Source organism: Bacillus sp. sid0103 (genome assembly GCF_019219025.1).
On sequence record NZ_JAHUWN010000005.1, the window covers coordinates 183,278 to 205,209 of the forward strand.

The window sequence follows — 21,932 nt, forward strand, 5'->3', positions numbered from 1 at the left end:
CCCCTGAAAATTAAATCTTGGAAAGATTTCACTCGTCCAGTTCTAGCTGCCTTCGGGCATGATAGTAATGGGAGGTGTAAGATGCAAAAATTTTGGCTGTTTCTCTCATTAACACTGTTGTTTTTAGTTAGCGGCTGTCAGAATAATCGCGGAGCCAATCAAGAGGCTTACGACTTGCGAAAAGATCAGACGGCACCGAATTATATGTCTAACCGCGGTAATGACCGCAACGCGCCAGCGAATATGTCCAATCGGGGCGAAAATAAGCAGCGGCTCGTCGAGGATGATATTACCAACCAAAATCCTAATTTTCTCAACCTGAGTCGGACGGGGAGCGGTTCTGAAACGGGCGGCGGTAAAGATACGGGTGAAGACATCAATAAGGCCAAGCAAGTTATTGCTGATTCAAATGAATTTACTTTAGATTCCGTTTGGATCAATGGTGACCGGATGTGGGTTTCAGTTTATAAAAAAGGAATGCTGTCTGAACAGGGAAAGATTAAAGCAGAAGCACGACTTCACAAACAACTGGTTCAGGCTTTACCACGCTATAAAATGGAAGTGCGCGTGAAAGAAGATCGCCGCTAGCATGCTCTGATTATCAGGGCATGTTTTTTTGTGTTGAACCTACTAATGACACTATGTCATTTTTCTATTGACTTGTGACACGATGTCATATATAATCATTTTATGACATGATGTCACATGCGAATAGGAGAGTAATTATGCCGAAACAAACGTTTTTTCACTTACCGAAAGAAAAACAGGACACATTAATTCAAGCTGCTAAAAAGGAATTTTCCAGGGTGCCATTACATGAAGCATCCATTGCAAATATTATCAAAAGTGCGGGAATTCCAAGGGGGAGCTTTTATCAATATTTTGAGGATAAAGAGGATGTATATTATTACTTGGTAAATCAACTTGCCCAAAAAAATCAGGAACGATTCATTTCAACCCTGAAAGAAAAGAATGGGAATTTATTTGAGACGTTTATTGAGTCTTATCAATTTCTGATACAGATCCAAAAAAATCAAGAAGACCAAAATCTTTTTAAAAATGCCTTTTTAAATATGAATTATAAATTGGAGAACACCTTCGCTAATCATGTTTACGAGGAAAATCAAAAAAATCAGTTTGTCACTACGATCAACCTAATCAATAGAGAACAGTTAAACATTAAAAATGACCAAGAACTACACTCGATTTTAAAAATTATGGCGGCTGTCACTTTTCAGAACTTGATTCAAATGATCGTAAAAGAATGGACGGAAGAAGAAGCTTTAGAAAATTATATTGCACAAATTGAGCTGCTAAAAAAAGGGTTTTATAAAGAAGAGAAATAAAATAAGAATAAGGGGATAGAAAACTATGGAATCATCATTACAACAAAGAAAACCACCCTATTTGATGATTGCGATCTTATTTGTGGGAGCAATGGTTTCATTTTTAAATAACTCACTATTAAATGTGGCATTGCCATCGATTATGGTGGATTTAAATATTAAAGATTATTCAACGGTTCAGTGGTTATCGACAGGCTATATGCTGGTCAGTGGGATACTCATTCCAGCTTCAGCATTTTTACTAACACGCTTTTCGAATCGCAGTCTATTTATTACCTCCATGGTGATTTTTACATTAGGGACTGCGTTTGCAGCCTTTGCACCAAACTTCGGGGTACTACTTACGGGGCGGATGATTCAAGCAGCCGGTTCTTCAGTAATGGGTCCTTTATTAATGAACATCATGTTAGTAAGTTTCCCGCGTGAAAAACGTGGTACTGCAATGGGGATTTTTGGATTAGTTATGATTACAGCTCCAGCAATTGGACCGACATTATCGGGTTACATTGTCGAGTATTATGACTGGCGCGTTCTTTTCGAAATGATTTTACCATTAGCAGTTCTTAGTTTATTGTTAGCTATTTGGAAGCTTGAAAATGTAATGGAACAGAACAAAAGTGTAAAACTTGATTACTTCTCGGTTGTATTATCTAGTATTGGATTTGGTGGGTTACTATATGGTTTCAGCTCAGCGAGTTCGGATGGTTGGACCGATTCCATTGTCTTAACATCGTTAATTATTGGTAGTATCGCATTAGTGGCATTCATTGTTCGTCAATTAAAACTAGCAGAACCATTATTGGATTTACGAGTTTACAAGTATCCAATGTTTGCCCTTGGATCGGTCATTTCGATAGTAAACGCTGTGGCCATGTTCTCGGGGATGATTTTAACACCAGCGTATGTGCAAAGCGTACGTGGTATTTCACCACTTGATTCAGGTTTAATGATGTTACCTGGTGCGATTGTTATGGGGCTTATGATGCCTGTTACAGGCAAATTATTTGATAAAATGGGTCCGCGTATTCTCGCAGTAGCCGGACTTGTGGTCACAGCAGTATCCACTTACATGCTAGCAAACTTACAAATCGATTCTACTCACACTTATATTATTCTTGTTTACACGTTGAGAATGTTTGGTATGTCAATGGTGATGATGCCAATCATGACCAACGGATTAAATCAGTTGCCAACACGTTTAAATCCACACGGTACAGCTGTTAACAATACAGCTCAGCAAGTGTCTGGTTCGATTGGTACCGCTATTCTTGTTACGATCATGAATTCGGTGACAAAAACAGAAGCGACAAGCTTAATGGCTGGTGTTGATCCAACAACACTGACAGAAGCTTCAACTGCATTATTAACAAAGCAAGCGTTGTTGGCTGGTATTCAGTATTCATTCTATGTAGCCCTTGCCATCAATGTTGTTGCTCTCGTATTAGCGTTATTCGTTAAACGAGTGGATACTAGTGAAGAAGTGGTTAGTAAGTTAGAGCAGCAGGGGAACACACAGATGAAGCCTGCATCAATTCAATAAATAAAAGGTGGGATCATCGATAAGGTGATCCCGCTAATGGAAAAAGCTTTTTAAAGAGGCGATTTTATCCAAAAATCTCCTGCAAAAAAATTTCCCCCAGGAATTTGGTTTTGACGGTTGTTTTCACCTATACTATAATTAGAATGTTATGGACAAAAAATTGAGGTGAATAGACTGTGTTTGATCGTCTTCAATCGGTGGAAGATCGCTATGAGAAGTTGAATGAACTTTTGAGCGACCCAGAAATTATTAATGATTCAAAAAAATTACGTGAATATTCAAAAGAACAATCTGATATACAAGAAACAGTACAAACGTATCGTGAATATAAAGAAGCACGCGCGCAGCTTCAGGATGCGAAAGTGATGTTGGATGAGAAACTGGATGCTGAAATGCGTGAAATGGTGAAGGAAGAAGTTAACGAACTGGAAGCGCAGATCGTTGACTTGGAAGCGAAGATGAAGATTCTCTTAATTCCGAAGGATCCGAATGATGACAAAAACGTTATCTTTGAAATCCGCGGTGCAGCAGGCGGGGACGAGGCGGCATTGTTTGCGGGGAATTTATACCGCATGTACAGCCGTTATGCAGAAGCGCAAGGCTGGAAGATTGATCTTCTTGATGCGAGCCCAACTGGTCTTGGCGGTTACAAGGAAATCAGCTTTATGATTAATGGCCAGGGTGCTTATTCGAAATTGAAGTATGAGAATGGCGCGCACCGTGTGCAGCGTGTTCCAGAAACAGAATCAAGCGGCCGGATTCATACGTCAACAGCGACGGTTGTTTGTTTGCCGGAAGCGGAAGAATTAGAAGTGGAAATCAATGATAAAGATATTCGTTTTGATGCGTTTGCTTCTAGTGGCGCCGGCGGTCAGTCCGTTAACACGACGATGTCAGCGGTGCGGTTAACGCATATTCCAACGGGGATAGTGGTTTCGATTCAAGATGAGAAATCGCAGCATAAGAACAAAGATAAAGCGATGAAGGTATTACGGGCCCGTATTTATGATAAGTATCAGCAGGAAGCGCAGGCGGAGTATGATTCTGTGCGTAAATCGGCGGTAGGGACGGGTGACCGTTCGGAGCGGATTCGTACCTACAACTTCCCGCAAAACCGGGTGACAGACCACCGTATTGGCTTGACGATTCAAAAACTCGATCAAATTTTGGAAGGCAAGCTCGATGATATCATCGATGCGCTGATTATGGATGATCAAGCGCGCAGGCTGGATAGTGCCTCTAATGAGTAAAAAAGTATTTGAAGCTCTTCAATGGGCTTCTTCTTTTTTAGGTCCAGCGAATCGGGATGCGAATGCAGGCGAACTTTTGCTGCGCCATTTCACCGGGATGTCGCGCGCGCAATTATTTGCGAATATGCGTGATGAGTTAGCTCTAGGTGTGTGGGAGGACTTTGAAAAAGCGGTTTTTGACCATGTAGAGGGTGTCCCGGTCCAGTATATTATTGGGGAGGAAGAGTTTTACGGGCGGCCGTTTCTCGTCAATGAAGAAGTGCTGATTCCAAGACCCGAAACAGAAGAACTCGTCTACGGCGCCCTCCAACGGATCAAACGGCTGTTTAGCACGGAGAAACCAGTCATCAAGCTGGCCGACATCGGAACCGGCAGCGGCGCCATCGCCATTACAATGAAGTTAGAAGAGACGGAACTTATGGTGTCAGGCACCGATGGCACTATGAAGGCAGTGGAAATGGTGTCAGGCACCAATAGTCCTATGAGGCCAGTGCTAATGGTGTCAGGCACTGATATTGCGGAGGCGTCGTTGGCTGTGGCGCGGGAGAATGCGGCACGGCTTGGGGCGGAGGTGGAGTTCCTGCAGGGGGATTTGCTGGGGCCGTTTATGGAGAGCGGGTCCCGGTTTGATGTGATTCTTTCCAATCCGCCTTATATTCCGCTTGAGGATATCTCGACGATGTCGGAGGTTGTGACGGAGCATGAGCCGCACCGGGCATTGTTTGCGGGCGCGGACGGTTTGGATTTTTACCGCCGTTTTATGGTTGAGCTGCCACGTGTACTAGAAAAGCGCGCGCTGGTTGGGTTCGAGATTGGGGCCGGTCAGGGCGAAGCGGTAGCGGAGCTTTTCCGAAAGGCGTTTGCAAATGCCAAGGTGGAGATTGTTAATGATATTAATGGCAGGGACCGGATGGTGTTTGCGGAGATTGGTTTCGGGGCTTAAATTCTAGTTTTAAGCTCTGGTTATAAGCTTTGGCTTATGCCCGAGTTGCCGCTCGTATAAAAAACGCGGAAGTGTTAAAGAATATCAATAGAAACGCTCAGAGGCGGATTAGCTCTGAGCGTTTTTTTATGCTTCAATTAGATAAGAAGACAGCTCTTTTATTTTGGCGTTATTACGTGAACTGGCGAAGGTGTATACGTTACAGAACGCATATTTCTGCTTATTTTCCATTAGTAAGGTGCCGTTAACAGACCCATGATAGCCATGGGTGATGATGGTGCTGATCTCAAGTTCGGTTACTTGATTATTCTGGTTTTGCTTCAGGACTGCAAGGACCTTGTCTTTGCCTTGAATCTGATGTTGACCGATGATATTCCAGTCGAAATCGTCAGTGATGTTGTCAGCTAGATAATTGAGATCGTTCTGGACAAAGGCGATGTTAAATTCTTTAAGATGGGCTTTTTTGGGGGCGTTTCCGCAATCGTCAACACAAATGACGTTTAAATCTACGTTTTTGGAATTGGGCTGATTCATTTTTTGGCGCTCCATTTTCATGAGATTGATTATAAAAAACAAAGACTGTTCTCTTATTTTACATATAATTAGATTGTTCCCTTTTATATGGAAGGGCATTCACCGCAAATCTTTGAAAAATATCAAATTTTAATAGTTTAAGATTCTGGCATTTTGTCCAAAATGAAGATATCGAAGGGACGGTGCTCGAATTGAAAAGTAAACTTGTGGTTTGGGGATATCTAATCGTTTTATCGTTAGGAACGATGTTGAGTTTATATATGCCGAAGACGGAAGCAGCTGCGAAGGAATCGATTGTGATTCCAGGGGAAGCGATTCGGCTCCGGATTCTTGCGAATAGTGATTTTGAAAAGGATCAAGCGATTAAGCGGAAAGTGCGCGATGCGGTTAATGCACAGATTACAGTTTGGGTACAGGATTTAACGTCAATGGAAAAAGCAAGAACTGTTATCAATTCAAAGCTTCCTGAAATTCAAGCGATTTCGGAAAGAGTTGTCCGTGAGCAAGGGTCGACTCAATCGGTGAAGGTCGAATTTGGCAAGGTTCAGTTTCCAACGAAATTATATGGTCAATATTTATATCCGGCCGGAGAGTATCAAGCCATCTTGATTACATTAGGTTCAGGCGAAGGTGCGAACTGGTGGTGTGTGCTTTATCCACCATTATGCTTTCTTGATTTTTCAAATGGTGTTGCCGTGAGTGATGGATTTGAAGAGAAGAAGGCGAAGGCGAAAACGGTGAGTACGGAAAAGCAGAAAGACAAGGTTGAAAAGGTGAAAAAGGAAACGGGTCTGGCGGATGATGGAGTAAAAGAGGTAAAGGTTGAGGATAAGTCTGAGGATAAAGCGGCTGCGGCAACCGCACAAGAAGAAGTCGCAGTGAAGCATGAAACTGTGAAAGCGAAGAAAGAAGTAGAGAAGAAGGAAGTAGAGAAGAAGACGGAAAGGCTGATTGAAAAAGAAGGCCCTGTTTTCAATGAGTTAGAAATAGAAGAGGAAGTGCCGGTGACTGTGGCTCAAAACGAGGCGCCTGTGTATACTGCCGAAGATGAAAAGCCGGTAGAAGTGAAGTTTTTCGTGGTAGAAATGTGGGAAAAGATGTTTAACTAGACCAGATCCAAGCGTGGAGCTGGTTTTTTCGTTTTAGGAATAAAATTTACTAGATTTCCGATTCTAGCGGTTCTATTTTTTCTAGCTCATCCATATTCATAGAGTAGAATCTTAAAAAGAGGTGGATGGGATGCAGGCATTGATTCGCAGGGCTAAAAAAGAAGATTTGGGCAATTTACGAGAGTTTTTAACGCGAGCGAAACTGGGAACGGATGGATTAACGGATGAGACGGTTGACTATTTTTTATTGCTAGAGAATGAGGATGGGACTTTAAAGGGTACGCTTGGGATGGAGGCGTTCACGGAGTTCGGGCTATTGCGCTCCCTTGTGGTCACACCTGGACAAGCTGAGAAGGAAATCTTCGTTCTTTTTGATCAAATGGTGCAATTAGCGAAAGAAAAAGGGATGAAAGGTTTGTTTTTGGCAACAAATAAGAGCGTAGCCTTACCGTTTTTTGAATTAATGGGCTTTCAGAGAGTCGAGCGGGAGGAATTACCTAGCGAATTTTATCACTCAGAACATATTCGACACGTTTTAAATGTGGATAACTCGTTATTTTTGAAATTTTCACTATAATTGTGGATATATCCACAAAGTTATCCACTTTTTTAAGGAAGTTGTGCACAATTTGTGGATAACACTTGTATTTATGCCCACCTTCTTTTATACTTTCAAACGTATTAAGTGAAAAATATGAGTCTAGGTGACTAAATTCGCCAAATTTCGCTAATAGACTCGTTTGAGATAAAGGTGGATAACTATGAACACGAAAGTCTGGAAAGTGGATAAGTATGTGGATAAACTTGAAAATAATCCACAAGTTGTGGATGCAGCGAATTTTTTGCGGGATAACGAAGTGGTCGCATTGCCAACGGAGACGGTGTATGGCCTTGGCGGGAATGCGAAAAGCGATGCGGCAGTGAAGAAGATTTTTGCGGCGAAGGGCCGGCCGAGTGATAATCCACTGATTATCCACATTGCAGAAAAAAGTCAGCTGGCCATGTTTGTGGAAGAAATTCCTGAGAAGGCGGAACAGTTAATCGAAGCTTTTTGGCCGGGACCGCTGACGATTATTTTTAAAAAGAAGGAAGGCGTTCTTTCTGAAACTGCGACGGCAGGCTTGGCGACGGTTGCGGTGAGGATGCCGGATCACCCTGTTGCACTGGCGCTGTTGAAAAGCTGTGGATTGCCAATCGCTGCCCCGAGTGCGAACAGCTCGGGCAAACCGAGTCCAACAAATGCCGACCATGTTTTGGACGACTTAAATGGGAAAATTGCTGGTGTGATTGACGGTGGGCAGACAGGAATTGGGGTCGAATCAACGGTGATCGATTGCACGGAGGCAATTCCGGTTATCTTACGGCCAGGTGGGGTAACGAAAGAGCAGCTTGTGTCGGTTGTGGGCGAAGTTCAGGTCGATGCGGCGTTAACCGATGAGGCAGCACGGCCGAAAGCACCGGGCATGAAATACCGCCATTACGCTCCCAATGCACCGCTTTATATGGTGTCAGGCACCACAAAATTCCTCCAGGGCTTGGTTGATGAAAAGAGGCAGGAGGGATTGAGGGTCGGGGTACTGACGACGGAAGAGAATGCTGAACTGTTCAAGGCGGATGTAGTGCTCACGTGCGGGAAACGGGCGGAGCTGGAGACGGTAGCTGCTGCGCTTTATGATACATTACGAAAATTTAATCTCGAACAAGTTGATGTGATTTATAGTGAAATCTTTCCGAACGCGGGTGTTGGAAATGCCATCATGAACCGCCTTCAAAAGGCGGCGGGAAATAAACTGATTACAGAATAACCACCAGACTCCCCCTTTTTAAAAGGGGACTGGTGGTTTTTTTAGTGTCAGGCACCAGGTGCAGCTCCCCCAAATTGTAACAACCTTTGGAATTAGGTGGGTGGATTCCAGTTCTTCAACATGACTTCTAAAATAGTTTGGACGTGCATATGCTAGGGTAGTTAGTCCAAGGAGGCGGAGTCCGAATGTCTGAAATGATTAGCGAATTAGTAACTTTGATGTTAATGGCGTTTGCACTAGGGATGGATGCATTTTCAGTCGGACTTGGCATGGGAATGTACAAACTTCGGCTTAAGAAAATATTTAATATCGGGATCACGATCGGCTTATTCCATGTGTGGATGCCGCTTTTGGGTTTAATTACGGGGAAATTTCTATCAGAGAAGTTTGGAACGTTTGCGACATTTATCGGTGGTTTTCTGCTGATTATGCTAGGTGTGCAAATGATTTGGTCAACCCTTAAAAAAGGGGACGAGAAGGTCATTTCCCCAGTTGGCTTTGGCCTGGTGCTTTTTGCTTTGAGCGTAAGTCTAGATAGTTTTTCGGTCGGACTGACCTTAGGTATTTACGGGGCGAAAACGATTATGGTGATCATCTGTTTTGGCATCATGGCAACCGTGCTAACATGGTTTGGACTATTGCTGGGCCGAAAGATGCAGGGCTGGATGGGGTCTTATAGTGAAGCGCTAGGCGGCGCGATTCTCCTTGCCTTCGGATTAAAGCTCCTCGCCCCATTCTTGTAAGGGAGAAATCCGTGGCATACCTATGGTAAAATAAAGTCAGTTAGTTTTTACATAAGAACTTGCAAGGAGGAGGCACACACATTGCAGCGCATTTTGTTTGTATGCACAGGAAATACATGCAGGAGTCCGATGGCCGAAGCGATTTTGAAAAATAAACAGCTGGATAGGGTCGAAGTGAGGTCGGCAGGCATCTATGCAGCGACCGGCAGTGAGGCATCCGCACATGCAAAAAAGGTTCTCGATGACAATGGGATCGCACATAATCACCGATCTAGCTTGTTAACCCGTGACGAAGTCGCATGGGCGGACCTCATCCTCACGATGACGTCCTCGCACAAGATGGCGATTCTTCAACAATACCCGGATATGGGTGAAAAGGTGTTTACCCTAAAGGAATATAGTGGGGAAGGCTTCCATTCCGATGTGGTCGATCCTTACGGCGGATCCTTGGCCATGTATGAACAAACCTTCCGGGAACTAAATGCATTAATTGACAAAGCAATTGGAAAACTAAAGTAATAGTTAGTGGAATGCTCTCTTTCTTCTGAAAGGGAGCTTATATTTTGGGTTTCATTCTTTATATTTTGGTAACGGTATGTCAAAATGAATCAGGAGAGCGGATGCACCCGATCGTCGATGAGTGGGTGCTGGGGCCAAACCGTATAAAAAAATGAATAACAGGAGGGTTTTTCATGAAAGTAGCATTAGCATCAGACCATGGCGGGATTAATCTTCGCAAAGAAATTGCCAGCCTACTTGAAGAGCTTGGGATTGAATATCAAGATTTTGGCTGTGAGTGCGAAACATCTGTCGATTATCCGGATTATGCACTGCCTGTCGCTGAAAAAGTAGCGAAGGGCGAGTTTGACCGCGGCATCCTGATTTGTGGGACTGGCATCGGCATGAGCATTGCGGCCAACAAAGTAAAAGGGATCCGCTGTGCCTTGGTTCATGATACATTTAGCGCCAAAGCAACGCGCGCCCATAATGATTCCAATATGTTAGCGATGGGTGAACGAGTCATTGGCCCTGGTCTTGCCCGTGATATTGCCCAAATCTGGCTGACAGGTGAATTTGAAGGCGGCCGCCATGCGGGCCGAGTTGGAAAGATCGGTGAATACGAGGATAAGCACCTTTAATTCTACAATGGTGGAACGGGAAATCTGTTAGGGGAGGGTAAGGCTTATGATTCAAGAGTGTGAAAAAGAGCTGGAAGCAATTTTAACAGAATTTAAAGAACAGGCAGCGTTGAAACAGGGGCAGTTGCTCGTGATCGGCTGCAGCACCAGTGAAGTGATTGGGGAGCGAATCGGGACCTCCGGGACAGTCGAAGTCGCCGAAATGATTTTTCGCGGCTTGAAAAAACTTCAAGCAGACACGGGTATTGATTTGGCGTTCCAGTGCTGCGAGCATTTAAATCGGGCCTTGGTCGTCGAACGCGAGGTAGCTGATGCGAAGCGCTTCGATGAGGTTTCGGTTGTCCCGGTCCGTAAAGCTGGCGGGGCAATGGCAACCTATGCCTTTCAAGCGTTAGAAGATGCAGTCGTGGTGGAGTTCGTCAAGGCAGATGCTGGAATCGACATTGGCAATACCCTGATTGGTATGCATCTAAAACATGTCGCCGTACCCGTCCGCGTGACGCAAAAAAGCATCGGACAAGCCCACGTCACCCTCGCCAAGGTCCGCCCCAAACTGATCGGCGGAGCAAGAGCCGTATACGAGCGGAATCAAGAAAACTCGAGCTGCTCTTAAAAGACATGGGTGTCAGGCACCATCATTAAAGTTTTTATATAATTTGGTAAATTATGATGGATTAAATGAAGTCTCGTTAAAAACACGAACGTTATTGTGATTAAAAAGATTTTCGTTCGGAAAATAAAGTTTAAATATATGGAAACACTCAATTTGAGTAAAAAAAATAATTAAAATACGAAAAATGTTTCCCTTTTAATTTGAGGGTGTTTCATGCTAAAATAAAAAAGAATTTTCGAAAATGATGAATAGTAGTCACTTACATATAAGGGGGATTTTTTGTCATGAAGCATTTGCCGCAAGCGGATGAACAAGTTTTTCAAGCGATTCAAAAAGAATTAGGTCGTCAGCGTTCTAAGATTGAATTAATTGCCTCAGAAAACTTTGTTAGCGAAGCAGTCATGGAAGCACAAGGCTCTGTGTTAACGAACAAATATGCAGAAGGCTATCCTGGCCGACGCTATTATGGCGGCTGTGAATATGTCGATGTGGTCGAAGACTTAGCCCGCAACCGCGCGAAGGAAATTTTCGGTGCGGAATATGTGAACGTGCAGCCTCACTCAGGTGCACAGGCCAATATGGCAGTGTACTTCACAGTTCTTGAGCAAGGCGATACTGTACTAGGGATGAACTTATCCCACGGCGGCCACTTAACACACGGCAGCCCGGTTAACTTCAGTGGAGTCCAATATAACTTTGTGGAATATGGCGTGGACGAAACCACTCACCGCATCAATTATGATGATGTCCGTGCCAAAGCGCTTGAACATAAGCCAAAGATGATTGTTGCTGGGGCTAGTGCCTATCCGCGCGCGATCGATTTTGCGAAGTTCCGTGAGATTGCCGATGAAGTCGGTGCGTACTTAATGGTGGATATGGCGCACATCGCCGGCCTTGTTGCCGCAGGATTGCACCAAAACCCTGTTCCATACGCAGATTTCGTAACCACAACAACACATAAAACATTGCGCGGCCCACGTGGCGGGATGATCCTTTGCAAAGAGGAATTTGGCAAGAAAATCGATAAATCGATCTTCCCTGGAATTCAAGGCGGTCCACTGATGCATGTCATCGCTGCTAAAGCCGTTGCTTTTGGCGAAGCCCTGCAGGACAGCTTTAAAGAATATGCCGGTCAAATTATTGCCAATGCCAAGCGTTTAGCTGACAGTCTCCAACAAGAAGGCTTGAAGTTGGTTTCAGGCGGTACCGACAACCACTTGTTATTACTGGATGTGCAGTCCCTTGGCCTGACAGGCAAGGTTGCAGAAAAAGTCCTTGATGAAATTGGCATCACAGTGAACAAAAATACGATTCCATTTGATCCGCAAAGTCCATTCGTGACAAGCGGAATCCGCATCGGTACAGCGGCCGTTACAAGCCGCGGCTTTGGTGAAGCGGATATGGACGAGATTGCATCCATTATTGCGTTTACCTTGAAAAACCATGAAGATGCAGCGAAGCTTGAGGAAGCGCAAAAACGCGTCGATGCTTTAACAAGCAAATTTACCCTTTATCCAGAATATTAAACAGCGAAAAAATCGGCCTAACTAGTGATAGTGGGCCGGTTTTTTTTGAAAAATCTAACTAGTTGAAAAGGCTGTTTTCTATTTGCTCATTGAATTATTTTTCTGTAAAATGAGACGGAGTGTTTGTAATAATAAAAAAAGGGGCGATGATTGTGGCCAAGGTATTCGTGTTCGACCACCCATTAATTCAACATAAACTAACGTACATACGTGATAAAAACACAGGAACAAAGGAATTCCGTGAGCTTGTCGATGAAGTTGCCACACTAATGGCCTTTGAAATCACTAGAGATCTGTCGCTTGAGGATATTGATATCGAAACACCTGTCTGCCCAGCGAAATCAAAGGTATTATCCGGTAAGAAAATCGGTGTCGTGCCAATTTTACGGGCAGGAATCGGAATGGTTGACGGTATTTTAAAATTAATCCCAGCGGCGAAAGTGGGCCATATCGGTCTATACCGCGATCCTGAAACCTTAATGCCGGTCGAATATTATATTAAGCTGCCAAGTGATGTGGAAGAGCGCGATTTCATCGTGGTTGACCCAATGCTGGCAACGGGCGGTTCAGCGGTTGAAGCGATTCGTTCCCTGAAGAAGCGCGGCGCGAAACATATCAAATTTATGTGTCTAATCGCAGCACCAGAAGGCGTGGAAGCTGTTAAGGAAGCCCACCCAGATGTGGATATCTACATCGCGGCATTAGATGAGAAATTAAATGACCACGGCTACATCGTTCCAGGACTAGGGGATGCTGGGGACCGGTTGTTTGGTACGAAATAAGATCCTTTTTGAAAAAAGTCGAGCATGTCTCGGCTTTTTTTGTTGGTTTGATGGGTTTAATAAAAAGGGTAATTTGGTTTTTAAACATTCTTAGTTTTTTGGAAAATTGGATGTGGACCGCGGTTTATTTTTCTAAAAAACTGCTTGGTTTTTGGAAAAAAATGTTTAATTGCACAAAACCATTTAAAAATGGCACAAAACCCTTTAGATTTCGTACAAAACTAATAAAATCCGCACAAAACCTGCCCAAATTTGCACAAAGCAACCAAGAATTCGCACAAAACTTTAACAGGAACAAAATTACACTAAATAAAGAACAAAGAAATATCATGCAAACCCAAAATTTGAACACAAAATGTTAAAATTCAAAATTTGTCCTTAATTTTTAAGCAGGAAATCACCTTTTTTAATAGAAATTACCACTGAAACTATAATATGAGGTGAAATGATGGTCGTTTTAGAATTACAATTACCCATTCAAGCATATCAATGTATGGCGCTGCTGCGCAGATTGCCGAAAAATCATCCAATCAGGCCGACAATCGAGCGTGATTTAAGATCGTGGTTGAAGGGATACTACGGCGAGAAGGAATGTAGCTACTATCTTTCGCTTTTGCCCGAAGAGCAATATTACATTTTTCATGGCCTGAGGTTAACTGACAAGAAACCATTCCAAATCGATTTAGTGATTCTTTCATTACGGTTTCTCTTCATGTCAGAAGTCAAAAATCTATCGAAAAAATTGACGTTTCACAAGGAATCCAATCATGTAACGAAAGAATTCAATCATGAAGAAGAAGGCATATCAAACCCCATCCTTCAGGTAAAACGGCAGAAAATGCAATTGGTTAATTGGTTGAGAAACAAGCAGATGCTAGGATTACCAATTGAAAAAATGGCCGTCATTAGTAAATCCACGACGAAAGTGGAAACAACGCCTGACAACTTACAAATTTTTAATGATTTAATCTATGCGGAATCTCTCTTGGATAAAATTGAAGAGATGGAAGGTAAGCATCAAAAACCTGCCATTAGTAAAAGGAAACTTGCTCAATTAGTCAACCTCCTTTTAGACCACCATCAAACTCCTATTCCTGATATTCTCCAAACGTACAAATTATCCAAAGATGATATTATCACAGGGGCGATCTGCCCTAAGTGCCAGATTGGTACGATGTCATATTACTCAGCAAAGTGGCACTGCCCCAATTGTGGGCTATCTTCCAAAACTGCCTTTTTTCAATCGGTCGATGATTATTTCCTCCTATTGGGACCGACGATTGCTAGGAAGCAGTTTGCTGAATTTTTACAGATTAACTCCACTTTTGTTGCGGGGAATCAACTGCGGTCGCTCAACCTCTCGTCGTCAGGATCCAGACGAGGGACAATCTACACCCTTCCGAAAAACCAGCTTCTGTGCCCACTCAATGAAAAGGAAATTAACGCATACACAGTTCCCACGAGATAATTGGTGGATAAACCAAAAAATAAAATCATTGCATCCACGGTTCTCACGAGATAATAAGAATCAACGCATCCCAAGCCTCACACCAAATTTATAGTGAAAAACAAACAAATGGTGCAAATAGAAGAGATATACCTACAAGACACCATGCATACTTTCTCCCCTCAATGAAAACGATATGAAAAAAGGGGAAATCCGCTGATGAAACTTCTACTTGCCTTACTGCTAACTTTCCAAACTCCCAAAATACTCATTCATCCTTCCATCACCACACACACCCATGAAATAACGGCGATTATCATCCTAGACAAACCGCACACTGATCGAGAAATCCAGGAGCTCATTAAACCATATAAAGATGTGAAACTGCGCCGTGTTTTCCATGACGCACTTGATGGTTTTTCCGTTAAGGGCAGTGCCGAAACACTTGCCAAACTCGGAAGCAGCCAGAAACAAATCATCAACGTCTCGCCGGTCATCACCTATCAGGCCGATACCGAGGAGAGTGTTGAAATTATTGGCGGGGAGGAAGTCCGCAGTCTCTTTGATCGAAAAAATCAACGGCTGACGGGGAAAGGGATCACTGTCGGGGTCATTGATACAGGCGTTGACTATACCCATCCTGACCTGGAGCGCAACTATGCAGGCGGTCGCGATCTTGTTGACAACGACCGCGATCCGATGGAAACGCGCGCCCTCGGTAAGGCGACCATCCACGGGACTCATGTCGCCGGCATTATTGCGGCCAATGGAAAAATAAAAGGCGTTGCCCCGGAGGCAAAGATTGTTGCCTACCGGGCACTTGGGCCGGGCGGAGGCGGGACAACCGAGCAGGTCCTTGCGGCGATTGACCAGGCTATCAAGGATAAGGTTGACATCGTCAACCTCTCCCTTGGAAATGATATTAACGGACCTGACATGCCAATCAGCCTTGCTCTTAACCGTGCTGTCGACCGCGGGATCGTCGCGGTGGCAGCCTCCGGTAATTCGGGACCAGGTGTTTGGAGCGTCGGTTCACCAGGGACAGCCTCTAAAGCGATTTCAGTCGGGGCCTCCACACCAACCCTTGAGACACCCTATCTATTAATAGAAGGAAGTCGGGAACAATTCCAAATTGAGCCGATGGAAGGTTCGGCCTCGTGGGAGCTTGACCGCTCAGGGGACATGGCCGATGGCGGCATTGGCAGACCAGACGAATTGAAACATGTCGATGGGAAGATTGCCCTTATCAAACGAGGCATCCTAACCTTTTCAGAGAAAGCGGAGAATGCTCAAAAGGCGGGGGCAAAGGCGGTGCTGATTTACAATAATGTAAGCGGTGGCCGCTTCATGGGAAACCTGGACACTCAGCTGACCATCCCTGTCGGAGCACTCGCGAAGGGTGACGGAGTTATTTTACAAAGAGAAATAAACAAACAAAGTGCATCGGCAAGAGTCTTGGTCACCGAAGAGCGGGACCAGCTTGCCGACTTCAGCTCGCGCGGCCCTGTGACTGGAACGTGGGAGATTAAGCCGGATATTGTCGCACCTGGTGTAGCGATAAATTCGACGATTCCGGGCGGCTATTTGTCACTGCAGGGGACGAGCATGGCCGCACCGCATGTCGCCGGGGCCTGTGCGTTAATCATGCAGGCCCATCCGGATTGGACGCCGGAGCAAATCAAGGCGGCCTTAATGAATACGGCAAAACCGCTCGCCAAGTCAACAAAGGCAGGCCATACCGCATCCATACACGGCCAGACTGAGCGCCCTCCCGTCTACTACCGCACTTTTGAGCAAGGAGCCGGCCGCATCCAAGTGGATGAAGCGATCAAGGCGACCACACTCGTTTCGCCGAGCAGTATCCGGTTTGGGAAATTTACCGAGCAGCGCGACGTTCAAAAAGCCTATCTTCATGTTGAAAATACGAGTACACGTACCCAGCGTTATACGTTCGATACCCCGCCGCAAGTAGATGGACTAAAATGGCGGCTGCCGCTCTGGTTTACGCTCAAACCGAAGCAGACGAAAGACATTACTGTTGAGCTAATGGTTGACCCGCAGGTGTTTAAAGGGAAAATTCATGACGGCTACCTAAAACTTGAGGCCGGCGCGGCAACGATACGGATTCCCTATCTGTATGTGTTGGAGGAGCCAAACTATCCGCGCGTGATGGGCTTTGATTTTACGAATGGAGACAAATTAGGGCAGTACCGCTATGAGGTCTATTTGCCGGGCGGGGCCGAGGAGTTTGGAATTGCCCTATTTAGCCCGGAGGATTACCGATTTGTTGGCTTTTTAGATACGATCACCAATGTGAAAAAAGGACTGATTCGCCGAGATATCCCAGAAGAACAGCTTCCGCGGGACGGCACCTATTTAATAAAGGTTTTTGCGAAAAAAGCAAATCAGGAGGATTTTATCGAACGGATGATCACGATAGAAAAAACACAAGAATAACACAATCCCACAAAAATATGACCTTTCATTATACACCATAATGAAGGGTCATAAAATTATACTTATAGTCCAAAATAAAATGTTCACAAAATAGACACAAATTGACCAAAATTCATTCACAATTTCCACTACAATAAGAGTGTTAAGTAAGAAACTGAATTGGGAAAAAATTGAGGTAATACTTTGTGGTATAATTCACGTAAACACATTGACATTGACAGGACGCTATTGTATGCTTACAAAGGGTATAAATGATAGGGTTTTCATGCAAATGAATCTATCTAAAGATAGTATTTTGGCTATGAATTTTTAAGTTTGCCCGCTAGGCATTCTCTTTAGAGTGAGGATGTGTTTAAATGCGTCAAAACAACCGCAACCCATTACAAGCTATGGCTTTAATGTCCGCAATTGTCTCCCAATTAGTAGGTTCCATTCTAATAGGTATTTTCTCAGGCAGATGGCTGGATCGTCATTTGGGTACCGAACCAATTTTCTTAATTATCGGACTGCTCATCGGTCTTGCTGCGGGCACCTATTCCATGCTTCTTTCAATCCGCCATTTCTATTCAGGAGATAAATAACTATGCCAGATTTCAGAGTAATGTACAACAGGCAGCGCAAATGGATTTTTTACTTGTTGTCCATTTATGTTCTCGGCTGGGGGTTCACATCTTTTCAAACCGTGTTTTTAGGACTAATTCTTGGGACATGCTTCAGTTATCTGAACCTGTGGCTCTTGGTACGAAAGACGGAAAGTTTTGATAAAAAGGTAACAGAGGGCAAGAAACCTAAATCCTTAGGGTCGCTATCACGGATGGCGATGGCTGGAATTGCTGCGTTAATCGCCTTAAAGTATCCAGAGCAATTCAACATGATTTCCTTAGTGATAGGATTAATGACATCCTATATTGTCATTATGATAGATTATTTTTACCATGCTTTGCATGTACATAAATGAAGCGGAAGCGAGGTGAGTTTACATGCATCATGAAGTTCCAGAGTTTGAATTTATGGGTCTTTGGTTTAACGGCGCAAATATGCTGATGATTACGGTTGCTAGTTTAATCGTCTTCTTAATAGCTGTCCTATCTACACGGAAGTTAGCAATGAAACCTACAGGGATGCAAAACTTCTTTGAATGGGTGATGGACTTTGTTAAAGGGATCATCAACAGCACAATGGATTGGAAAGAAGGCGGAAGATTCCACATCCTTGGAATTACATTAATTATGTACGTTTTTGTATCCAATATGTTAGGTCTTCCATTTGCAATCGTGATTGATGAAAAGCTTTGGTGGAAATCACCAACGGCGGATCCAATCATCACATTAACACTAGCAGTCATGGTTTTAGGGCTATCCCATTATTATGGCGTCAAGCTAAAAGGTGTAAAAGGATATGGAGAAAGTTTCTTCGCTCCAATGAAATTCTTATTCCCTTTGAAAATCATTGAGGAATTTGCCAATACGCTGACTCTTGGTCTGCGTCTATATGGTAACATTTACGCAGGTGAGTTGCTATTATCACTATTAGCAACAGGCTTAGCGCATCAAGGCATTGCCGGCACCATCGCAGCGATTCCGCTGACATTGGTATGGCAAGGGTTCTCTGTTTTCGTTGGTACCATCCAAGCTTATATTTTCACAATGTTAACAATGGTTTACTTGGCTCATAAAGTGAGTCACGACCATTAATAATATACCGTTCATTATTATGGACAAAATAAAAAAATAATTTATGTTTCATACATTTAAGGAGGAAAAAAGTAATGACAGGATCAATTGGTGTTTTAGCAGCAGCAATCGCAATCGGTTTAGCAGCAGTAGGTGCAGGTATTGGTAACGGTCTTATCGTAGGACGCACAGTAGAAGGTATCGCTCGTCAACCAGAACATCGTGGTTTACTACAAACAACAATGTTTATCGGGGTTGCGTTAGTTGAAGCATTACCGATTATCGGGGTAGTTATCGCGTTCATGGTATTAAACCGATAATATTAGGGAAATTCCAGTGGCGATGATCAACAAATCCTCGCCATTCATTTATGTGTTTTTTCTATCGTTAAGCAACTCTTGAAAGGAGTGAACCGAGGGTGTTAACAAACAGTTTTGTATTAGCGACTGCTGCAGAAGGCGGCGGCCACATTAATACTGGAGATATCTTCTTCCAGCTCATCGTATTCATTGTTTTGTTAGCCTTGCTAAAGAAGTTTGCATGGGGTCCATTAATGGGCATCATGAAACAACGTGAAGAGCATATTGGTAACGAAATTGGCGCGGCAGAAAACAGCCGTTTAGAAGCAGAAAAGATTTTACAAGAACAAAGAAATCTTTTAAAAGAAGCACGAAATGATGCACAAAGCTTAATTGAAAGTGCGAAAAAGCAAGGCGATATTCAACGTGAAGAAATTATCGCAGCGGCACGCACTGAAGCTGACCGCTTGAAAGAAGCAGCGAAGCTTGAAATTGAGCAGCAAAAAGAAAAAGCAGTTGCCGCGATTCGTGAACAAGTTGCGTCTCTGTCTGTATTGATTGCTTCTAAAGTAATTGAAAAAGAAATCACTGCAGCAGATCAAGACCAACTCATTAACGAATATATTAAAGAGGCAGGAGAAGAGCGATGAGCAACTCTATGGTAGCAAAGCGCTACGCGTTGGCTCTTCTAAAAATTGCGAAAGAGACTGACTCGCTCGGAGTTATTGAAGAAGAACTTCGTGTAGTAAAGGAAGTTGTACAATACAATCCTGAACTAAAAGCCATCTTAAATTCTTCTAAGCTTTCACTTGCAAAGAAAAAAGAGATTATTAAGACTGCTTTCTCATCAGTTAATGTAAATGTACTGAATACACTGTTGATCTTAATCGACCGCCACCGTGAAGACCAAATCATTAATTTGGCAGATGAATTTTTAGAGTTAGCAAACGAAGAGATGGGCATTGCTGAGGCTGAAGTTTACAGCACACGTGCTTTAACTGATGCAGAACGCGAAGCAATCTCGTCTGTTTTTGCTGCTAAAATTGGCAAAAAGTCACTAAAAATCGAAAATATCGTAGATTCCAACTTGCTTGGCGGCATCCGCCTCCGCATTGGAAATCGTATATATGACGGGTCATTAAGAGGTAAACTTGATCGTTTAGAACGTAAATTGTTAAGCTAGATTCGAAAGATTAGGGGTGAAACTCATGAGCATCAAAGCTGAAGAAATTAGTGCCCTGATAAAAAAGCAAATTGAAAACTATCAGGCGGAAATTCAAGTAACTGATGTCGGTACAGTTATCTCAATCGGTGACGGTATCGCACGTGTTCATGGCCTCGACAATGTCATGGCTGGAGAACTTGTTGAATTTTCAAACGGCGTTATGGGTATGGCACAAAACCTAGAAGCAAATAACGTTGGTATTATCATTCTTGGACCTTTCACTGAAATCAAGGAAGGTGACGAGGTTCGCCGTACAGGACGCATCATGGAGGTTCCTGTTGGTGAGGAACTAATCGGACGCGTTGTTAACTCTCTTGGACAACCAGTTGATGGTATGGGTCCAATCAATACTACAAAAACACGCCCAGTGGAAGCAGTTGCTCCAGGCGTTATGGCTCGTAAATCCGTTCATGAGCCATTACAAACAGGTATTAAAGCGATTGACGCCCTAGTGCCAATCGGACGTGGTCAACGTGAGTTAGTCATCGGTGACCGTCAAACAGGTAAAACATCTGTTGCGATCGATACCATCTTGAACCAAAAAGGTCAAAACATGATCTGTATCTATGTTGCGATCGGTCAAAAAGAATCTACAGTTCGTAACGCCGTTGAAACACTACGTAAATACGGCGCGTTAGAATATTCAATCGTTGTTACTGCATCTGCATCACAACCGGCTCCATTGCTTTACTTAGCACCATACACAGGTGTATCAATGGCTGAAGAGTTTATGTATGCAGGCAAACACGTATTGATTGTTTATGATGATCTTTCTAAACAAGCAGCTGCATACCGTGAGCTTTCCTTGCTGCTTCGTCGTCCTCCAGGTCGTGAAGCATATCCAGGGGATGTATTCTACTTACACAGCCGCTTACTAGAGCGTGCAGCGAAAATTAACGATACACTTGGTGCTGGTTCCATCACTGCGCTTCCGTTCATTGAAACGCAAGCGGGCGACGTTTCAGCGTATATCCCAACAAACGTTATTTCAATTACTGATGGACAAATTTTCTTACAATCTGACTTATTCTTCTCCGGTGTACGTCCGGCGATCAACGCTGGTCTTTCCGTATCACGTGTAGGTGGATCTGCACAAATCAAGGCAATGAAGAAGGTATCTGGTACCTTACGTCTTGACCTTGCTTCTTACCGTGAATTAGAAGCATTTGCTCAGTTTGGATCAGACTTAGATAAAGCAACACAAGCGAAACTTAATCGTGGTGCTCGTACAGTTGAAGTACTTAAACAAGACCTTCACAAGCCACTTTCAGTTGAAAAGCAAGTTGCAATCCTTTACGCATTAACACGCGGCTTCCTTGATGATATTCCATTAGAGGATGTACGTCGTTTTGAATCAGAATACCTTAATTGGTTAGACCACAACCGCAAAGAGTTGTTAGACCATATTACAAAAACGAAGGATCTTCCTTCTGATGACGATATGGCTTCTGCAATCAACGCCTTCAAAAAGACGTTTGCAGTTTCCGAATAATAGGGTCTG

24 protein-coding genes are annotated in these 21,932 nt (G+C 43.6%); 23 read left to right on the forward strand and 1 reads right to left on the reverse strand.

What is annotated here, in order from left to right; translation table 11 throughout:
• The first annotated feature begins 81 nt into the window (after positions 1 to 81).
• From KW850_RS07890 to prmC, 5 genes are all read left to right on the forward strand, one after another.
• On the forward strand, positions 82 to 588 hold the full coding sequence (locus tag KW850_RS07890) for a hypothetical protein (protein ID WP_218347015.1): 507 nt from the start codon (positions 82 to 84) through the stop codon (positions 586 to 588).
• Positions 589 to 725: 137 nt separating this feature from the next.
• The gene (locus tag KW850_RS07895; protein WP_218347016.1) at positions 726 to 1,346 is read left to right on the forward strand and encodes a TetR/AcrR family transcriptional regulator; all 621 of its coding nucleotides are present in this window, start codon (positions 726 to 728) and stop codon (positions 1,344 to 1,346) included.
• Between the two features lie 25 nt (positions 1,347 to 1,371).
• The gene (locus KW850_RS07900) at positions 1,372 to 2,886 is read left to right on the forward strand and encodes a DHA2 family efflux MFS transporter permease subunit (RefSeq protein ID WP_218347017.1); all 1,515 of its coding nucleotides are present in this window, start codon (positions 1,372 to 1,374) and stop codon (positions 2,884 to 2,886) included.
• A 176-nt stretch (positions 2,887 to 3,062) separates the two neighbouring features.
• On the forward strand, positions 3,063 to 4,136 hold the full coding sequence (gene prfA / locus KW850_RS07905) for a peptide chain release factor 1 (protein ID WP_218347018.1): 1,074 nt from the start codon (positions 3,063 to 3,065) through the stop codon (positions 4,134 to 4,136).
• Positions 4,129 to 5,079 (forward strand): peptide chain release factor N(5)-glutamine methyltransferase, encoded by a 951-nt coding sequence (gene prmC / locus KW850_RS07910; RefSeq protein ID WP_218347019.1) that lies wholly within the window; start codon positions 4,129 to 4,131, stop codon positions 5,077 to 5,079. The genes prfA and prmC overlap by 8 nt, the downstream gene beginning before the upstream one ends.
• A gap of 126 nt (positions 5,080 to 5,205) precedes the next feature.
• Here the strand turns inward: prmC and KW850_RS07915 are convergent, their stop codons facing one another.
• A complete protein-coding gene (locus tag KW850_RS07915; RefSeq protein ID WP_218347020.1) occupies positions 5,206 to 5,613 on the reverse strand; it encodes a hypothetical protein in 408 nt (135 codons plus the stop codon).
• A 191-nt stretch (positions 5,614 to 5,804) separates the two neighbouring features.
• Between KW850_RS07915 and spoIIR the strand changes: the two genes are divergently transcribed.
• From spoIIR to atpA, 18 genes are all read left to right on the forward strand, one after another.
• Positions 5,805 to 6,722, forward strand: coding sequence for a stage II sporulation protein R (gene spoIIR, locus KW850_RS07920; RefSeq protein ID WP_218347021.1), 918 nt, complete (start codon positions 5,805 to 5,807; stop codon positions 6,720 to 6,722).
• 130 nt (positions 6,723 to 6,852) lie between these two features.
• Complete coding sequence (locus KW850_RS07925; RefSeq protein WP_218347022.1) at positions 6,853 to 7,299, forward strand: GNAT family N-acetyltransferase; 447 nt, start codon at positions 6,853 to 6,855, stop codon at positions 7,297 to 7,299.
• A gap of 184 nt (positions 7,300 to 7,483) precedes the next feature.
• Positions 7,484 to 8,527: an L-threonylcarbamoyladenylate synthase gene (locus KW850_RS07930; RefSeq protein ID WP_218347023.1), complete on the forward strand. Its 1,044-nt coding sequence runs from the start codon at positions 7,484 to 7,486 to the stop codon at positions 8,525 to 8,527.
• 185 nt (positions 8,528 to 8,712) lie between these two features.
• Positions 8,713 to 9,270 (forward strand): manganese efflux pump MntP, encoded by a 558-nt coding sequence (locus KW850_RS07935; RefSeq protein ID WP_218347024.1) that lies wholly within the window; start codon positions 8,713 to 8,715, stop codon positions 9,268 to 9,270.
• Positions 9,271 to 9,351: 81 nt separating this feature from the next.
• A complete protein-coding gene (locus KW850_RS07940; RefSeq protein ID WP_218347025.1) occupies positions 9,352 to 9,789 on the forward strand; it encodes a low molecular weight protein arginine phosphatase in 438 nt (145 codons plus the stop codon).
• A gap of 173 nt (positions 9,790 to 9,962) precedes the next feature.
• On the forward strand, positions 9,963 to 10,409 hold the full coding sequence (rpiB, locus tag KW850_RS07945) for a ribose 5-phosphate isomerase B (protein WP_218347026.1): 447 nt from the start codon (positions 9,963 to 9,965) through the stop codon (positions 10,407 to 10,409).
• 46 nt (positions 10,410 to 10,455) lie between these two features.
• Positions 10,456 to 11,022 carry a TIGR01440 family protein gene (locus KW850_RS07950; RefSeq protein WP_218347027.1) on the forward strand — a complete coding sequence of 189 codons (567 nt, stop codon included), beginning with the start codon at positions 10,456 to 10,458 and terminating at the stop codon, positions 11,020 to 11,022.
• A 284-nt stretch (positions 11,023 to 11,306) separates the two neighbouring features.
• Positions 11,307 to 12,548 (forward strand): serine hydroxymethyltransferase, encoded by a 1,242-nt coding sequence (gene glyA / locus KW850_RS07955; protein ID WP_218347028.1) that lies wholly within the window; start codon positions 11,307 to 11,309, stop codon positions 12,546 to 12,548.
• Positions 12,549 to 12,700: 152 nt separating this feature from the next.
• On the forward strand, positions 12,701 to 13,330 hold the full coding sequence (upp, locus tag KW850_RS07960) for a uracil phosphoribosyltransferase (RefSeq protein WP_218347029.1): 630 nt from the start codon (positions 12,701 to 12,703) through the stop codon (positions 13,328 to 13,330).
• A gap of 448 nt (positions 13,331 to 13,778) precedes the next feature.
• Complete coding sequence (locus KW850_RS07965; RefSeq protein ID WP_218347030.1) at positions 13,779 to 14,798, forward strand: nuclease-related domain-containing protein; 1,020 nt, start codon at positions 13,779 to 13,781, stop codon at positions 14,796 to 14,798.
• A gap of 198 nt (positions 14,799 to 14,996) precedes the next feature.
• Positions 14,997 to 17,234 (forward strand): S8 family serine peptidase, encoded by a 2,238-nt coding sequence (locus KW850_RS07970; protein ID WP_218347031.1) that lies wholly within the window; start codon positions 14,997 to 14,999, stop codon positions 17,232 to 17,234.
• A gap of 356 nt (positions 17,235 to 17,590) precedes the next feature.
• Positions 17,591 to 17,815 carry an AtpZ/AtpI family protein gene (locus tag KW850_RS07975; protein ID WP_218347032.1) on the forward strand — a complete coding sequence of 75 codons (225 nt, stop codon included), beginning with the start codon at positions 17,591 to 17,593 and terminating at the stop codon, positions 17,813 to 17,815.
• Positions 17,816 to 17,817: 2 nt separating this feature from the next.
• Positions 17,818 to 18,192 (forward strand): ATP synthase subunit I, encoded by a 375-nt coding sequence (locus tag KW850_RS07980; RefSeq protein ID WP_218347033.1) that lies wholly within the window; start codon positions 17,818 to 17,820, stop codon positions 18,190 to 18,192.
• Positions 18,193 to 18,214: 22 nt separating this feature from the next.
• The gene (gene atpB / locus KW850_RS07985; protein WP_218347034.1) at positions 18,215 to 18,928 is read left to right on the forward strand and encodes a F0F1 ATP synthase subunit A; all 714 of its coding nucleotides are present in this window, start codon (positions 18,215 to 18,217) and stop codon (positions 18,926 to 18,928) included.
• 86 nt (positions 18,929 to 19,014) lie between these two features.
• Positions 19,015 to 19,227, forward strand: coding sequence for a F0F1 ATP synthase subunit C (atpE, locus tag KW850_RS07990; RefSeq protein WP_348982654.1), 213 nt, complete (start codon positions 19,015 to 19,017; stop codon positions 19,225 to 19,227).
• A gap of 98 nt (positions 19,228 to 19,325) precedes the next feature.
• On the forward strand, positions 19,326 to 19,856 hold the full coding sequence (gene atpF / locus KW850_RS07995) for a F0F1 ATP synthase subunit B (protein WP_218347035.1): 531 nt from the start codon (positions 19,326 to 19,328) through the stop codon (positions 19,854 to 19,856).
• On the forward strand, positions 19,853 to 20,389 hold the full coding sequence (locus KW850_RS08000) for a F0F1 ATP synthase subunit delta (protein ID WP_218347036.1): 537 nt from the start codon (positions 19,853 to 19,855) through the stop codon (positions 20,387 to 20,389). The genes atpF and KW850_RS08000 overlap by 4 nt, the downstream gene beginning before the upstream one ends.
• A gap of 25 nt (positions 20,390 to 20,414) precedes the next feature.
• Complete coding sequence (gene atpA / locus KW850_RS08005) at positions 20,415 to 21,923, forward strand: F0F1 ATP synthase subunit alpha (RefSeq protein WP_218347037.1); 1,509 nt, start codon at positions 20,415 to 20,417, stop codon at positions 21,921 to 21,923.
• Positions 21,924 to 21,932 lie beyond the last annotated feature (9 nt).

Coding starts and splice junctions, on each gene's coding strand:
- KW850_RS07890 (WP_218347015.1), top strand. CDS start 82: ATGCAAAAATTTTGGCTGTTTCTCTCATTAACACTGTTGTTTTTAGTT.
- KW850_RS07895 (WP_218347016.1), top strand. CDS start 726: ATGCCGAAACAAACGTTTTTTCACTTACCGAAAGAAAAACAGGACACA.
- KW850_RS07900 (WP_218347017.1), top strand. CDS start 1,372: ATGGAATCATCATTACAACAAAGAAAACCACCCTATTTGATGATTGCG.
- prmC (WP_218347019.1), top strand. CDS start 4,129: ATGAGTAAAAAAGTATTTGAAGCTCTTCAATGGGCTTCTTCTTTTTTA.
- KW850_RS07915 (WP_218347020.1), bottom strand. CDS start 5,613: ATGAATCAGCCCAATTCCAAAAACGTAGATTTAAACGTCATTTGTGTT.
- KW850_RS07925 (WP_218347022.1), top strand. CDS start 6,853: ATGCAGGCATTGATTCGCAGGGCTAAAAAAGAAGATTTGGGCAATTTA.
- KW850_RS07930 (WP_218347023.1), top strand. CDS start 7,484: ATGAACACGAAAGTCTGGAAAGTGGATAAGTATGTGGATAAACTTGAA.
- KW850_RS07935 (WP_218347024.1), top strand. CDS start 8,713: ATGTCTGAAATGATTAGCGAATTAGTAACTTTGATGTTAATGGCGTTT.
- rpiB (WP_218347026.1), top strand. CDS start 9,963: ATGAAAGTAGCATTAGCATCAGACCATGGCGGGATTAATCTTCGCAAA.
- KW850_RS07950 (WP_218347027.1), top strand. CDS start 10,456: ATGATTCAAGAGTGTGAAAAAGAGCTGGAAGCAATTTTAACAGAATTT.
- glyA (WP_218347028.1), top strand. CDS start 11,307: ATGAAGCATTTGCCGCAAGCGGATGAACAAGTTTTTCAAGCGATTCAA.
- KW850_RS07965 (WP_218347030.1), top strand. CDS start 13,779: ATGGTCGTTTTAGAATTACAATTACCCATTCAAGCATATCAATGTATG.
- KW850_RS07970 (WP_218347031.1), top strand. CDS start 14,997: ATGAAACTTCTACTTGCCTTACTGCTAACTTTCCAAACTCCCAAAATA.
- KW850_RS07975 (WP_218347032.1), top strand. CDS start 17,591: ATGCGTCAAAACAACCGCAACCCATTACAAGCTATGGCTTTAATGTCC.
- KW850_RS07980 (WP_218347033.1), top strand. CDS start 17,818: ATGCCAGATTTCAGAGTAATGTACAACAGGCAGCGCAAATGGATTTTT.
- atpB (WP_218347034.1), top strand. CDS start 18,215: ATGCATCATGAAGTTCCAGAGTTTGAATTTATGGGTCTTTGGTTTAAC.
- KW850_RS08000 (WP_218347036.1), top strand. CDS start 19,853: ATGAGCAACTCTATGGTAGCAAAGCGCTACGCGTTGGCTCTTCTAAAA.
- atpA (WP_218347037.1), top strand. CDS start 20,415: ATGAGCATCAAAGCTGAAGAAATTAGTGCCCTGATAAAAAAGCAAATT.